The sequence below is a fragment of the Lactobacillus kalixensis DSM 16043 genome (assembly GCF_001434335.1).
GTDB classification, from domain to species: Bacteria; Bacillota; Bacilli; order Lactobacillales; family Lactobacillaceae; genus Lactobacillus; species Lactobacillus kalixensis.
In genome coordinates, this window is the sequence record NZ_AZFM01000012.1 from 1 (window position 1) to 16382 (window position 16382).

7 protein-coding genes and 1 riboswitch are annotated in these 16382 nt (G+C 37.4%); of the genes, 3 read left to right on the forward strand and 4 right to left on the reverse strand.

Annotated features, from left to right (window positions below; translation table 11 throughout):
- Nucleotides 1-49: 49 nt before the first annotated feature.
- The 4 genes from FC46_RS04800 to FC46_RS04815 form a co-directional block, all read right to left on the reverse strand.
- Complete coding sequence (locus tag FC46_RS04800; protein ID WP_057798402.1) at nucleotides 50-1300, reverse strand: nucleobase:cation symporter-2 family protein; 1251 nt, start codon at nucleotides 1298-1300, stop codon at nucleotides 50-52.
- Nucleotides 1300-1878, reverse strand: a complete 579-nt coding sequence (locus tag FC46_RS04805; protein WP_057798404.1) for a xanthine phosphoribosyltransferase — start codon at nucleotides 1876-1878, stop codon at nucleotides 1300-1302. Before FC46_RS04805 ends, FC46_RS04800 begins: the two co-directional genes overlap by 1 nt.
- A gap of 69 nt (nucleotides 1879-1947) precedes the next feature.
- Nucleotides 1948-2045: riboswitch (purine riboswitch) on the reverse strand.
- A gap of 52 nt (nucleotides 2046-2097) precedes the next feature.
- On the reverse strand, nucleotides 2098-2856 hold the full coding sequence (locus FC46_RS04810) for a hypothetical protein (RefSeq protein ID WP_236702292.1): 759 nt from the start codon (nucleotides 2854-2856) through the stop codon (nucleotides 2098-2100).
- 90 nt (nucleotides 2857-2946) lie between these two features.
- Nucleotides 2947-3918: a helix-turn-helix domain-containing protein gene (locus FC46_RS04815; protein ID WP_057798408.1), complete on the reverse strand. Its 972-nt coding sequence runs from the start codon at nucleotides 3916-3918 to the stop codon at nucleotides 2947-2949.
- Nucleotides 3919-4141: 223 nt separating this feature from the next.
- Here FC46_RS04815 and guaA point away from each other — a divergent pair, with 223 nt between their 5' ends.
- From guaA to FC46_RS04830, 3 genes are all read left to right on the forward strand, one after another.
- Nucleotides 4142-5692 (forward strand): glutamine-hydrolyzing GMP synthase, encoded by a 1551-nt coding sequence (gene guaA, locus FC46_RS04820; protein ID WP_057798410.1) that lies wholly within the window; start codon nucleotides 4142-4144, stop codon nucleotides 5690-5692.
- A 415-nt stretch (nucleotides 5693-6107) separates the two neighbouring features.
- Entirely contained in the window at nucleotides 6108-8321 is a 2214-nt protein-coding gene (locus FC46_RS04825) for a YSIRK-type signal peptide-containing protein (protein ID WP_057798412.1), read from the forward strand.
- A gap of 162 nt (nucleotides 8322-8483) precedes the next feature.
- Nucleotides 8484-16244: an MBG domain-containing protein gene (locus tag FC46_RS04830; protein ID WP_057798414.1), complete on the forward strand. Its 7761-nt coding sequence runs from the start codon at nucleotides 8484-8486 to the stop codon at nucleotides 16242-16244.
- Nucleotides 16245-16382 lie beyond the last annotated feature (138 nt).

Sequence of the window (16382 nt, forward strand, 5' to 3'; positions counted from 1 at the left end):
AAAAAGCCAGAACCTATAAAGCTTCCAGCTTATTTAGTGCTTTCAAGTTTCAGTTAAGTAAGGTGGCACTAACACTTGCAACAACGATACCGTTACCTAAGAATAATTGCACTGCTTGAGGTAGTGCTTGGAAAATTTGTGGATAAACAGTCACGCCTAATCCTAAGCCAATTGAAATAGCGATGATTAACATATTGCGGTTATCGTTAAAGTCGACTTTAACCAGCATCTTTATTCCTTGAACAGCAATCATCGTGAACATGACCAGCATTGCTCCACCTAAAACAGGGTCTGGAATAATAGTTACTAGACCACCGATCTTTGGAAGAAGCCCCATTGCCATTAATAAACTAGCTGCCCAGAAGATTGGACGCTTGGTTTTAATACCAGACAATTGAAGAAGGCCGACATTTTGAGAGAAAGTGGTGTAGGGGAAGGTGTTGAAGATCCCACCAAAAATTTGAGCAAGTCCTTCAGCACGGTACCCTCTCTTGAGATCGTCTTCAGTGATGTCTTTATTAAGTAAATCACCAATTGCAAAGAAGACGCCAGTTGATTCAACCATTGAAACTAGGGCAATGATAATCATTGTTAAAGAAGATGACCATTCAAATTCTGGAACACCGAAGTAGAAAATTTGAGGTAGGTGGAACCAGGCAGCTTGTTTAACTGGTTCTAAGGAAACCATCCCCATTGCACTAGCAAGTAAAGTACCAGCAACTAAACCGATTAACACTGAAATTGAACGAAGGAATCCTTTAGCTAATATTTCTACTAAAAGAATAATTAAAACAGTTACAAAGCTAAGAACTAAATTTTTAGGATCTCCAAAATTTTTAGCACTAGCATTGCCACCACCCATGTTTTGGACGGCAACGGGGATTAAAGTTAACCCGATAACTGTGATTAGCGTTCCAGTTACAACTGGTGGAAATAGCTTTTTTACTTTAGAAAACCAACCGGCAATACAGAAGACAAAAATTCCGGCAACAATGATTGCACCATACATGGTATTGATCGAAAACTTCTGACCAATCATTTCAAGAGGTGCAACAGCTTGAATGGCACAGCCAAGTACTACAGGAAGTCCAATTCCGAAGTACTTGTTACGGAATAATTGAATAAGTGTTGCTAAACCGCACATGAAGATATCAATTGAGACAAGATACGTCATGTGGGTACTATTAAAGTGCAGGGCATTACCAATTAACAATGGTACTGCGATTGCACCGGAATACATTGCTAGAAGATGCTGCAAGCCAAGAACTGCAGCTTTTTTATGATTAACTTCTTTTTGCATTAATCCTCACCTAGGAAATGAACTTGTCCATCTTTAAAGCTATCAATATTAGCTAAAGCTTCAAAACGGTAGCCGTGGTCTTTGATCCAGTCGCTACCACCTTGGAAAGTCTTAGCAACAACTGCACCGATACCAGCTACACTGCAGCCAGCTTGTTCGGCAATGTTGACCATCCCTTTGACTGCTTCACCGTGAGCAACGAAATCATCTAAAATCAATAGAGTATCATCTTTTGACAAAAACTTTTCTTCAACGCAAATCTTGTTTTCAACTTTTTTAGTGTAGGAGAAGACATCAGCCCAGTAGACAGCATCGTTCAAAGTTGAAGGTTTCTTCTTTCTAGCAAAGACCATTGGCACATTCAATTGATATGCGGCCATGATACTTGGTGCAATACCAGATGCCTCACAAGTTAAGACCTTGGTAACGCCACCGTCTTTGAACAAACGGGCAAATTCTTTACCAACTTCCATCATTAATTGGGGATCAACTTGGTGGTTAAGAAATGAGTTGATCTTTAATACGTCGCCTGGTAGTACCTGCCCGTCTTTTCTAATTCTGTCTTCTAATAACTTCAACTGAAATCCTCCTCAAGCAAAAAAGCTTGCTTCACCTAAATTTAGGTAAAACAAGCCGTTAAGAAACTATCTTAATTTTCGTTTACCTATAGTCCACTATTTACGGTAGTGGGTAGAAACTGTTGCCCATATTGCAACTTTATATAGATATTTGTGTTGGCTTAATCTTAACAAAATAGGTTGCCGAACACAAGAGGAAAATTATTGAATAACGTTCGATTATTCTTTAGAAGGAAGATCCTTATAACTAAGAGCAAATATTTTTTCTATAATTACATATAGAATTCCGGAGATGGGCCAGATAATCCAGCTGTGTGCCCAATCATTAGTGATGAAGCTGTAGCTTAAGTATAAAAGAGATGCGATCATCCAGTAAAGTGCAGCGTATTTTTCCATTTTTTTACGCCCCAGTTTGTTTTTGACAGTATAGTCGTCAGTCTGAAGTAAAACGTTGTAGCTGTTCATAATGGTGTTGCATTTAACTAGTAAGAAAACTCCGATTGAAATTGGGATTAGAGTAATGGCGATTAGACTAATCATGATGTTTTCAAAATCAGCTACGTCTTCAAAGAATGCACCAGAGATGACAGGAATTGCGGAAAGAATGAAAATCACAATAGCGGATATAGTCATTGTAGCGTATGTCTTTGTATATTGATCTTTTGCTTTTTGCACTTTATTGATCAATTCAGTGGATAGATTGAAATTATCGTATTCGAGCTTTTCAAAAGAATTGAGCTTAAAACCCGCTGAAACAAATAAGCCAACACTGATAGCAATAATAACAAGTAAGATAATGATGCCAATTGCTGATGCTGCATTGCTGGGGAGCGTGATTAAGTCTGATTTAGATAGACTTAGCAAGACTAGTAATGACATAGGGGATAGAATACAGAGCATCACACCAGTAGCAATAGTAGTAGCTGCTTTTTTGCGAGCTTGCAAGAATTGATCGACTTTTTCTTTAGTTAAGTTCATGATTGGACACCTCTTTCGTATATATTAGACAAGTGATATAGTTTATATTTCAATTATATCTAATTACTAAAAGAGGGACTAGTTTGCGGCTTAATGCGCTTTCTTTTTGAAAAAGATCAAAGTAGCGACTACATAAGCAACTAAGGAAAAGCAGAATAATAGATTGGCCAGACTATATGAAATGTAGTGGCTAAATAGAATGTAACTGGAGAAGATAATTACCCAGGAAATGACACTATTAAAAGTTAATAGATCTCTATCTTGTTTGGATAGTATTTTTTTACTTAAAGAAATTCTAGATAGAGCAGATGCTTGAACTGCGTAATATGTAAGTTCATAACTGGCTAAGCTAAGTAAAATGAAAATTACTGCTACTAGCGGCACTGATAAATTATCACCAGTATGCATTTCGCTGATAACGATTGGCGGAATAAAGGCCAAGATCGTGAGAACAACTGCAGAAATGATGCGCTTATTATTGTTTTTCCTGAAATCTTGTTTGATAAATGTGAGATTATCCTTTTGCTTATTAGTTAAAGTGAACTGGTTTTGATTAATGTCTTTAAATTCACGCATTATTAGTTTCGCATTGACAAATGAACCCACACCATAGGCAATGGTGATAATCGCGAGAACAAAACCAATAGTTTGAAAAATTCTATCTACATTACTGAATATTACTTGTAGAGTTAAAAAAGCTTGGAAGACGGCAAATGCTAAGAAGAAAAGGGCAGGAGCTAAACTTTCGTAATGATTGGCTTTCTTTGCAACTTTAAGATATTGTTCAATCTGTTCATCTTTTAAAACGGGGAGACTTTCATCTTCTTGTTCATCTTTAGAAGTATTTGTCACTTCAAAAGAAGGTGTTCCGTTCTTCAAAAGATAATCAGTAGTAACGCCAAATAGTTCAGATAAATCGACAATCTTTTCAATATCAGGGATGGATTGATTTGATTCCCATTTTGAAACAGCTTGACGACTAACATTCATTTTTTGAGCTAAGGCTTCTTGAGAGAGATGATTCTTTTTTCTTAACTCTGAAATTTTTTGACCTAATTTCATGATAGGTGATCCTTTCTGTTTTTCGATGTTTTTAATTTACAAAAAACTTTGGTTGCTAACAAGAACTTTTTGCTTGCACCTTAGGCAACTAACGGTTGCAACTAGTAGTTGACAGGTGTTAAAGCTGAACATTTACGCATATTTAAGAAATATTGATTGACCTTTTAAAAAATTCCTAGTAGAGTTAATTAAAAATGTGTAGCTAAAAAGAGGGAGAAGAGTAGTGTCTAAGAATCTAGATGATTTTGATAAGATTATTGTTCTTGACTTCGGTAGTCAATATAATCAATTAATCACCCGTCGAATTCGTGACTTCGGTATTTATTCTGAGCTTTTACCACACGATTTAAGTATCGACAAGATTAAAGAAATGGCACCTAAAGGAATTATTTTCTCAGGTGGTCCTAACAGTGTTTATGATGAAGGCGCATTGAAAGTAGATCCTAAGATTTTTGAATTAGGTATTCCAATTTTGGGTATCTGCTACGGGATGCAATTAATGAGTTACGACTTGGGCGGAAACGTTGAAAAGGCTGATAACTCTGAATACGGTCGTGCTGACATTGAAGTCACTGATCCAAATGCTGTCTTGTTTGAAGGTTTACCAGACAAGCAATACGTTTGGATGAGTCACGGTGACTTGGTAACTAAGGCACCTGAAGGCTTCAAGGTAACTGCATCAAGTAAGAACTGTCCAATTTCTTCAATTGCTAATGATGAGAAGAAGTTCTATGGTATTCAATTCCACGCAGAAGTACGTAATTCTGAATATGGTTTGGACATTTTGAAGAACTTTGCCTTTAAGGTCTGCGGTGCTAAGGCTAACTGGACCATGGATGACTTCATTGACATGCAAGTTGATGAAATCCGCAAGGAAGTTGGCGACAAGAAGGTTATCTTAGGTCTTTCTGGTGGTGTTGACTCAAGTGTTACTGCCACTCTTCTTCATAAGGCAATTGGTGATCAATTGACTGCTATTTTCGTTGACCACGGTATGCTTCGTAAAGACGAAGGTGATCAAGTAATGCAGGCTTTGAACAAGGACTTAGGTGTTAACATTATCCGCGTTAACGCTCAAGAACGCTTCTTGAATAAATTAAAGGGCGTAACAGATCCTGAACAAAAGCGTAAGATCATTGGTAAGGAATTTATCGAAGTCTTCAACGAAGAAGCCAAGAAGTTAAAGGATGTGGACTTCTTAGCGCAAGGTACTTTGTACACCGATGTTATTGAAAGTGGTACTAATACTGCTCAAACGATCAAGTCACACCACAACGTTGGTGGTTTGCCAGAAGACATGCATTTCAAGTTGATCGAACCACTTCGTAAGTTGTTCAAGGATGAAGTTCGTGAACTTGGTGAAAAGTTGGGTATTCCACATGACTTGGTATGGCGCCAACCATTCCCAGGTCCAGGTCTTGGTATTCGTGTTCTTGGCGAAGTTACTGAAGACAAGCTTAAGATTGTACGTGAAAGTGACGCAATTTTACGTGAAGAAATCAAGAATGCAGGTCTTCAAGAAGAAATTTGGCAATACTTTACTGTTCTTCCAGGTATTCGTTCAGTTGGTGTTATGGGGGATGGTCGTACTTACGACTACACTATTGGTATTCGTGCCGTAACTTCAATTGATGGGATGACTGCAGACTTTGCTCAAATTCCATGGGATGTGCTTGGTCACATTTCAGATAGAATCGTAAACGAAGTAGATAACGTTAACCGTATCGTTTACGATGTAACTTCCAAGCCACCTTCCACTATTGAATGGGAATAAAAATAAGTTTAAAACGCTGCTTTAATAAGCTTTAGAAAAAATCTAGCGTATTTTAACGAGCTCTTGGTTGTAATGACCAAGGGCTCGTTTTAGTTCATAATCAAAAGTTTTTCTTGATGTCATTAGCTGAGCTATCCTATTCAAGAGGAAGAATAACAAATTCCTGAAAAAAACTATTCAATTGTTGAATCTGTAATTTAGATAACGTTTTATTGTTATTGTAATAATAAGATACTTATAAATAGAAGCCTCATTTAACCGCTTAAAAAGTCAGCTCTTACAACTCATCTTTTTGTAAAAATGCTATACTATACATAACAAAGGTGTTATTATTTTGGAATATAACTGAACATTTTTTAAAATCTGACGAGTTATAGTATTAATAAAATTTCGAGGAAAGGAACAGGTATATATTATGTTCTTTAACAAAACAGATAATGATAGTAAGCAACGCTTTGGAATCAGAAAGCTGAGTGTCGGGGCTTGCTCAGTACTTCTCTCCACTTTGATCTTAGGAGTGGGAGTTCAAGAAAGTACACCAAAGGCTCACGCTGCTACAACAGATTCTTCAATAGATTCTGACGCTACCGATGCGGCTGATAATCCGCAAAATAAAAATAACTATGTAACTGCAAGCGAAGTTAAGGCTGAATCCGCAACAGAAGCTACTTCTTCAAGTAGTGAAAGTAATGAACAAAATGATAGTGTTAAGCAAGAAGATAAAGCTGTAGATGCAAAAGCTACTATCGAAACTAAATCTTCAGAAACTACTGATGATACTAAGAATGCGGTAGTTTCTAATGAAGAAAAATCTACAACTGAAACTAACAATGCACAAGCTGATTCTGAAAAGTCTGCTACAAAAGCTGCTGAGCAAACTTCTAATACAACGGATCAGTCTGTTAATGCTGCAGAAAATAAAAAAGCCCAAAACGTTGATGATACTAAGAATGCAGAAACTGCTGATAAAAGTAAGTCAGATTTAAACGATCTTCAAGAACTTATTGAAAAACAAGTTAAGGGGAAAGATGGAAAAGAATTAGACGTTAATACTCTTAATTCTATGCTTAGAACTGCGGGTGTATCTAATTTCCAAGTTTTAGCAGCGACATCTGCAACAGAAGCTCTAGCTGAAGCTGATGAAATTAAAGCAAACGCAACAATAACAATTCCAAGTACTGATGGACGCTATACTCTCTATATTTCAAGAGATGCTTGGGGAAATACTACGGATGGTACTCAACCTGTTAAGGTTCTTCTTTCCGGAAATGTTCTTGCTGGTGATACTGTCACTATTTCTATTCCAAGTTATGGTATAGTCCCTGCAACTCCACATACTATGGATTCAAATTATGGGAGTGCTTCTATAAAGGATGTTGGTACTAATAAGGTGGTTACTTATAACTTCACCGCTTCTGGTGTGATTAATCCAATTATTACAATTAATCCTGATAATGGATATGGTGCTAAGTCAACACCAATGCAAATTACTCAGCCTACGGTGAAGGATATTACCTGGACAATTAATGGTGTTGAGCAAACATCCGCAGAATTTCATATTGATGTTAACCCTGCCTGGAATCCAAAATTTTCTTTAAGTAAACCTGATCCAACTTCTTCTGATCAAAATGCTTTAAAGAAGATGATTCCTAATTATGAGTCAATCTATCAGCTCGCAATTAATGAAACTAACGGTGTTGCACCAGCACAAGATGGTCAATCTACTCTTCCATATCCTTCTCAAAAAATTAATAGCGCTGTTAATTATGGTACGACAATTACTATCCCAATGCCTAAAGGTTATGTGCTAGATCAAAGTGCTACAATGCAGCTCAATAATTTTGGGGATAAGACTACAATTACCCAAGAAGGCAATAATGTAATTATCACTGTGCCAAAAGGTTCAGGTACGCAAAACTGGAATAGTGGACCTGCCTACCAACTCGTCGGTTCTTATGATATTGCAATGCCAGAAACAGCTACTACTTATACGGCTGATGCTCCAATTACGATTGTTCAAAAACTTAATGATGATGGCAGCCAAACTAAGACTTGGAATGGTCCAACAGTAAGTCAAGATTTCTATGGTGCTAATGATCAGATTCCACTAGGTCAGATGCCGCTTTATGGTCAAGCTGCTTATGGTGGCAATCAGATTTTAAATAATGGAAAGAAACAGATTGTTGCTTACTTTGGTGCTACTAATGAATCAATTGGATCATATACTGATTATAGTAGTAACTTTACCTTTGATTTTGATAAAGGATTAGGTGTAACTGAACTTAGAACACCAACTATTCCTGGCACAAGTAACTATAAGTACACCATTACTTACGCAGATGGTACAACGAGTCGAGGACAAGTAAATGCTGGTGAAACCATTACTGGAACCGGAGTAATTACTAATATCGTAGTTAGTCCGGATGACTTTGAACGAGATCAAAGTACAGCTACTACATTGCCACTTAATAAATTTGCGGAGCAAACTACCCAATCAGTAAATGCTTTTGAAGCGTATGGTGCTGTACCAGATACGGTTAAAGCTAATACCAAATTAGTTGCCAATATGACTTTTACCGGAACAGTTCAACAAGGAAATGTAACGAGATATTTGACTAGTAAAACATAAGTCGATCAAACTGTTGTTTCAACAGATAGTTTAACCTCTAGTACGGGTATATATGGATATCAAAGTATCACATCAACTGGTCAATCTAATGTCGGGTATTTATCTGTCTATTCTGGTGGTGGATTAACAAATAATATCTATGAGCCAACTTTTTACTATGTTTTGCCAGAGTGGTTCACAGCTTATGATTTTTCAACTGACTATACTAAGATGTTTCAGTTCACGCCTAATACTAATAAGGGAGTAACTGGTGCGCCTAAGTTATCACTATTTACTGTTCCAACAGAAACTCCAGGTTTATCACGACAAGTTGTAAAGATTGATTATTCTGGTACTGGCTATAACTTTCTTGCTGGACTAGGTGCTAATAATCAAATTCACCTTAATACACTACCTGATGGAACCAATGGTACTTATCAAGGGATGATCTATGTTGTTAGTCCAACGACAAAATTAACTAATACTGCTTATAATCCTGATAAAACAAGCGACTTTGCTCCAAGTGGCATAACTTTTAATCCAGATTGGGTACAGGGTAACACGTCTAATCTTTATTATGTCGGAAAATCCGATTTTACTATTAATCAAGTCGGTGGTGCTAATACGGCTAGCGTTGCTAAAGGTAATCAGAATGATATTTTGGTTGATTCTGGTATCTCCAATCTTTATGGCTCTAGTGAGATGGAATATGCTGTTCGTTTGATTAATGGATCAGGTAGTAATTTAACTAATGTAGCTGCTTTGGTAAACTTACCTCAAGCTTCAGATACTAGTTTTACTTTCCAATTAAGTGGTAGACCTGTTTATGATGGTGATAAGTCAGGTTATACATTCTTATACTCCACAGAATTGGGTGACCTTAAGAAGAACAGTGACCCTGATGGTACTAAGCCAGATGAGACAGGATATGTGACAGCAGATCAAGTAACAGATTGGTCTAAGATTAAGTCAATTATTATTAAAGTAGCATCATTGAATAATAATGGACGTTCCGATCGCTTGATTTTTACAGGTACAGATCCTAACTTGGTAAATGATGCAGGTAAGACTGGATATCTAAGTACTGGCTTCTATTCAGATACTACTAAGCCATTTATCAGCAGTGAGGCAGTATATAATAGCAGTACTGCAGCTAATAAAGTTAAGCCCGGTAATATTACTATTACAGGGGAAGCTAAGATTAACTTCAAGCTTCAATATACTGATTCAGATGGTGTGGAGCACATTGTAGATCTTCCGGATTTAAGTACTAGTTATAATCTCGCTCAAAATAATACAATGTTAACTGAGCAACAAGCTATTGATTTAGCTAATAAGAATGCGGCATCTTCTATTCCAGAAAACTATGAAATTAAATCTGCAACTCTGCAATCAGGTGGTAAGACTTGGCAAACTGATGCTCCAGAAGGTACACCGGTCTTTGGTGGAAAGGTTCAATACTTCTATAACGGAGCAACTGTAATCTTACAAGCAGTACCAATTCAACGTAAAATTACTTACCAGGTAATTGATGAGAATGATCCTGCAAATCCAACAACCATTCAAGCAGAAACTGATTTGTTGAACAATGGTCAAGCAATCACTGGTACTCAAGGTAGCAGTGTTCCAACTGATGCAACTACTGCTTATGATGCAATTAAAACTGGTCTTGAAAAACAAGGATATGTAATCAGTTCAAACAGTTCAACACTTCCAACAACTTTCCCTAATAGCAATATCGCTTTGACCATTTACGTCACTCACGGAAAGACTAATGTAAGTACTCCTGATCAATGGCCAACAAGTGTTGAAAGTGGTGATCGCGTTGATTTGAGCAAGACTATCAGTCGTACGATTACCGTTGAAGGTCTTCCAACTCAAGTTGCTGGTACAACTCAAGAAGTAACTTTCACTAGAACTGCAGTTGTTGATAATGTTACTCATAAAGTTATTGGTTATGTAGATCCAAGTGATACTACCAAGACGATCACTAACGGTGATGATGCTTGGACAAGTAATAATAAATGGGATGAATTTATACCATCAAACGTTCCAGCAGGCTATTCAATCAAATCAATTACAGATGCAAATGGAAATTATGGTGATGTTACTAGTGCAGATGGCAAACTAACAGGAGTAGCACAGACAACTGTTTTAGCTAATGCAAGTGATGTTAAAGTAACGATTACTTACCAAGGAGACAAAGTAAGCAATACCATTACCTTTGTTGACGCAGATGACAATAATAAGCAAGTTGGATCGACGATTACTATTAATGGTCTCGTTGGAGAAACTGATAGTAATTTGAATCTAGCTGTTCCAGAAGGATATGAATTAGCTAATGGAGTAAGTTTGCCAACAAGTTACACGTTTGAAGCAACAAACACTCCAATTGTTATTCCACTTGTTCATAAGCATAAAACTGTGGGACCTAATGATACTTGGCCAAGTTCAAGTACAGATGCAGATAAGGTCTCACTTTCTAAGACCATCACTCGTACGATTAATGTGAATGGTTTACCAACCCAAGTTCCATCTGTTGAACAAAGTGTTACCTTCAATAGAACTGCAATAGTTGATGAGGTAACTGGAAAGGTTATTGGCTGGGTAAATCCAGAAGGTGGCAATGATCTTGATGCTACTGCTGGAGATAGTGCATGGAAATCTGAAAATAGTAGTTGGCCAGCATGGAGTAATTCAAACGTTCCAGAAGGTTACTACATTTCAAGCGCTAAATTGAATGATGGCAATGACTATTCAGAAGTAGTAAAAGATCAAAACGGTATTATTACTGGTTTGAAGGGTGTTTCAGTCACATCAGCTAATAGTTCAATCGTTGTCAATGTTGAATATAGTAAGGTTGATCTAGATCTCACTATTAAGCATGATAAGATCACTAATACTTATAATGGTAAGGAGCAACCAGTTGCTGCCGATGTGATCAGTGCAATTACTCACACTGTTGAATCTTCAAATACTAATATTCCAGTTGAAAATATTGCCAATGCTATTAAAGATGCTCAATTAACTTCAGAAGATTATTCATACACAGATAACCAAGGAAATGTCTTATCAGGTGCGCCTACTAACATTGGTGATTACCGCATTATTTTGAACCAAAATGGTTTGGATAAATTGAAAGGTGTATCTGGTGGCTTGACGATTAACTATGATCCAACTAAATCTTACGTTGAATACGAAATCGTCCCAGCTAAGATCAATGTAAGTGGTGATGGTACTCAAACTAGCAATTACAATGGGTCAACACCAACACTTGATCTAAGCAATTTCCCACTTACTTTGACACCACAAGATGAAGCACCAACGCCAGATATTTCTAATATCTTAACGAGTGGTGATTATGTAATTACTGATGATAATGGCAAACCAATTACCCCAACTGATCACGGTACTTACAAAGTTACTTTGACTGAGGGTGGCTTGAAGAAGCTTCAAGCTAAGCTACCTAACTATACTTGGCCAACTGGTCCAATTAACATTGGTAATTTAATTATCAACTCAGTTTCAACGACTGCAGCAGTAAGTGGTTCAAATAGTAGAATTTACAACGGTCAAAGTGTTTCTAATGCTGATCTTTACACAGATGGTTCAACGATTAGTGTAAAAATTAAGGGCTTAGATCCAAATACTGAAATTACTTATGTATTGAAACAAGGCGACTATGATTGGGATAGTGCCAATCCAACTAATGCCGGTAAATATACTCTTACTTTGAATAGTACTGGTGTCGCAAACTTGCAAGCAGAACTTGATAAACAATACGGTTCAGGTAACGTTACAATTGCTGCTGGTCAAGTAACAGGTAACGCAAGCTTCACTATTAATAAGGCAACTGCAACCGTTGCCTTTGCTGGTAAGGGCCAAGATCCTGTTGAATACACTGGTCAAACTGGTAAGTTCAAAGCTAGTGATTACCAACCAAAGATTTCAACTAATAATGGGTTAACCTTAAGTATTCCAGAAGGTGTTAACTTGTCAGTAGCTGATGGTGATTATGAATTTACTGATAAAGATGGTCATACCATAACTACTGAACCAACTGCACTTGGTAGTTACACTGTTAAGTTGAGTCAACGTGGATTTGAAAAACTTCAATCACAAACCAACAACTATAACTGGGAAAACAAGGCTATTGGTACATACTCAATCACTAAAGCAACTAACGTCAGCGTCACTCTTTCTGGTGAGCAAGTTGAAACTTATAAGGCTGCTGCATACAACAATGGCAACATCAATGTTGATAATTACAGCGTTAACCTTGGAAATGGATTAACTTACAAATTAGTTGATGGTGATTTGGAATTTGTTCCAAACCAAGATCCAACAAATGTTGGAACATACAAGGTTCAATTATCAGATAAAGGTAAGCAACATATTTCTGCTGTCCAAGGTGATAATTACAGTTATAACTTTGATAACGTTGGCACTGTTGACTTCAAGATTGGCAAGGCAACGCCATCTGCAACCTTCACTGGTCAAGGTGAAAAGACTTACGATGGTACGCCAATTAATGGCTACAAACCAGCTATTACAATTACTGCACCTGGTACAAATAATGTAACTCTTGAAGCAGGTACTGATTATGTTTGGACTAAGGATGGTGTTGATTACACTACTGCACCAAGCGATGCAGGTAACTACACAGTCAAGTTGACTCAAACTGGCATCAACAAGGTAAAGGCAGTTAATGCCGATAACCTTGATTGGACTAATGTGACAATCACTGGTACACCAACTTACGATATCAGTAAGGCTCAAGCTACTGTTAACTTTGATAAACCAGCTAAACAAAGCGTTGAATATGGCAAAGGCTCATTTGATACAAATGATTTCAAGCCTGGTATTTCAACAAACAACAATGTAACTGTTAATGTTCCAGATGGCGTAACTCTTTCAGTTGAAGCAGGTGACTACATCTTTACTAAGGATGGTCAAAGTCAAACTACTGTGCCAACTGAACTTGGTACCTACACTGTAACTTTAAGTGACCAAGGCTTTAAGAAGCTTCAATCTCAAACTAACAACTACGATTGGGTAAATAGTGCAACTGGTACTTATACAGTAAATTCAGCAACTGATATTTCAGTAACCTTAACTAATATAGGTGATGGTCAAAAGGTAACTTACACTGGCAATAAGTTTACAAATAGTGATATTAATGTTGCTGACTACAAGGTAACTCTTGGAAATGGTCAAAGTTACAAGTTAGTTGCTGGCGATTTAGAGTTTGTTCCAAATCAAGACCCAACCAATGTTGGAACATACAAGGTTCAATTATCTGCACAAGGTAAGGAAAATATTGCTAAGGTTGATTCAACTCACTATAGTTACAACTTTGATAATGCTGGTACTGGTACTTTTGAAATTCAAAAGGCTACACCAAAAGTTGAGTTTAATGCTAGTGCTGAAAAGGTATTTGATAATACCCCAATTCCTCTTGATAAATACACTACTAAACCAAGCTTAACTATTACTGCTCCAGGTAATCCAACTCTTACTTTAGAAGCTGGCGATTATGTCTGGGTAAAAGATGGTGTTACTTACACAACTGCACCAAGTGGCGTTGGTAGTTACACTATTCAATTGACTGAGGCTGGTAAGAATAAGATTTTGCAAAATAGTGATAACTCAGACAACCTTAATTGGGCTAAAACGACTATTAGCGGTGAAGGTAGTTATGTAATTACTGAAGCAAGAGCTACTGCAAATCTTTCAGGTAAGTCATCTAAGACTTATGATGGTAAGCCAGTAACTACCGCTGAAATCAATAGCAAAGATGGCTCAGTTGAAGTAACTATTAGCATTCCAAATAGTACTGAAACTGTAACTTACAAGTTACAAAATGGTGACTACACTTGGAATACTCCAAATGGGGATGCGCCAACTAATGCAGGTGATTACACATTCAAGTTAAGTCCAGACGGTCTTACTCACTTGCAAAGCGAAATTAATGCTAAGTGGGGTGAAGGTAACGTTAAGATCTCAACCGATGATCTTAAAGGAGAAGCTAGCTTCACAATCAACAAGGATGACATCACGATTTCAGGCGATAATACGCAAACTGGAACATACACAGGTAATCCACAAGTAGTTGATCCAGGCAATTTCCCAATTAGTTTGAAGCCTAATGGTAATGGTCCGGTTCCAACTATTCCAAGTGGCACTTTAACTAGTGGTGACTTCACTGTTAAGGATAAAGATGGTAAGCCAGTAGACCCAACCGATGTTGGTGACTACACAGTTTACTTAACTCCAGATGGTATTGCTAAGCTCAAGAAGTTGAATCCAAATTACAACTGGCCAACGACTGAACAAGAAGTTGGTAAGTTAGTAATCAATGCTGCTCAAGCAAGTGTAACTGTGAGCGGTGAAAATAGCCGTATCTACAATGGACAAGTAATTAGCACTGATGATCTTTACAAAGGTGGCAACATCACTGTGACGATGACTGGCATTAATGGTGATAAGATTACTTACACATTGAAGGATGGAGATTACACTTGGAATGTAGCAGATCCAACCAATGTTGGTACTTACACTTTAACTTTGAGTAGTACTGGAATTGAAAACTTGCAAAAGCAACTTACGGAAAAGTACGGTGCAGGAAATGTAACTTTAGCAAGTGATAAGGTTACTGGAAATGCTAAGTTCACAATTACTCCAGCTTCAATTACTATTTCAGGAAATGGCGGTCAAACTGAAACATACACAGGTAATCCACAAGTGATTGATCCAGGCAACTTCCCAATTAGTTTGACATCTCCAGATGCTAAAATTCCTGAAATTCCAGCTGGTACTTTAACTAGTGGTGACTTCACAGTTAAGGGCAAAGATGGTAAACCAGTAGATCCAACCAACGTCGGTGACTACACAGTTTACTTAACTCCAGATGGCATTGCTAAGCTCAAGAAGTTGAATCCAAACTTTGATTGGCCAACTACTGACCAAAAAGTGGGTACTTTGACTATTACTCCAGCTACAATGGATGTAACTTTGTCAGGTAACGGTTCTAAAGTTTCAGATGGTCAGCCAGCAAACGTTGATCTTCCAACTTTGCTTAATAATTTGTCTGGTGCAAACCTCAATAAGGATGGCTTAACACTAGATGACTTCAGCTGGAACACACCAGATGGTAAGGCTCCAACTAATGTTGGTAATTACACCATTACTTTGAACGAAAATGGTTTGAAGAAGCTTAAAGATAATAATCCAAACTACACAGTCAATGTAACTGGTGAATTTACTTACACAATCACTGCCGCTAGTCAAAAGATTGAATACGTTGATAGCGAAGGTAATGTCATCAAGACAATCGACAATATCGGTACAGATTCATCTAACTATGGCGACAAGGTTGACTTCAATGTAAGACAAAATGTCCCAGAAGATTACAGATTGGTAGATTCTGACGTGTCATCACAGATCACTATTGAAAATGGTGTTACTAAATTTGTTGTTGAGAGAATTGATGATACTCCAGTAGTACCGCCAACTCCAACACCTACCCCAGAACCTGAACCAAATCCACAACCTACTGAGCCGAAGAAGGATAATCCAGGTTCACTTACTCCAGATAAGAAGCCTGATAAGCCAAGCAAACCTTCAAAGCCAAATGATAATCAGAATAAGGATAAGAAGCCAGCTATTCCGAACAAGCCGAAGAAGACCAGTGAATCGGTTTTTCCTAAGAATGATGATAAGGATAAGCTTAAGAAGGAATACAATGAATCAGTTCCTGCAAAGGAAGCTAGCTATTCAGAAAATATCGGTGCTAAGCATAATGCAGTGGCAAATACAAATGAAAATGCACATACTTTGCCACAAACAGGCTCACGTAAAGATAGTTTCGCAGTTATTGCAGGTGTTCTTGCAGTGGGATTAGGATTATTCGGTCTTAGTACGCGTCGTAAAAAGAGAAGATAAAACTATCAATTATTGATAGATATAAAGATATAAAGAAACACGAAATTTTCGAATTTCGTGTTTTTTTTAACTTGTCTAGCCATGCTATGATGAAAGCAAAACTGTACTTGATTTTAGAAATACGTGAGGAAGGGATAA

Coding starts and splice junctions, on each gene's coding strand:
- FC46_RS04825 (WP_057798412.1), top strand. CDS start 6,108: ATGTTCTTTAACAAAACAGATAATGATAGTAAGCAACGCTTTGGAATC.
- FC46_RS04800 (WP_057798402.1), bottom strand. CDS start 1,300: ATGCAAAAAGAAGTTAATCATAAAAAAGCTGCAGTTCTTGGCTTGCAG.
- FC46_RS04815 (WP_057798408.1), bottom strand. CDS start 3,918: ATGAAATTAGGTCAAAAAATTTCAGAGTTAAGAAAAAAGAATCATCTC.
- FC46_RS04810 (WP_236702292.1), bottom strand. CDS start 2,856: ATGAACTTAACTAAAGAAAAAGTCGATCAATTCTTGCAAGCTCGCAAA.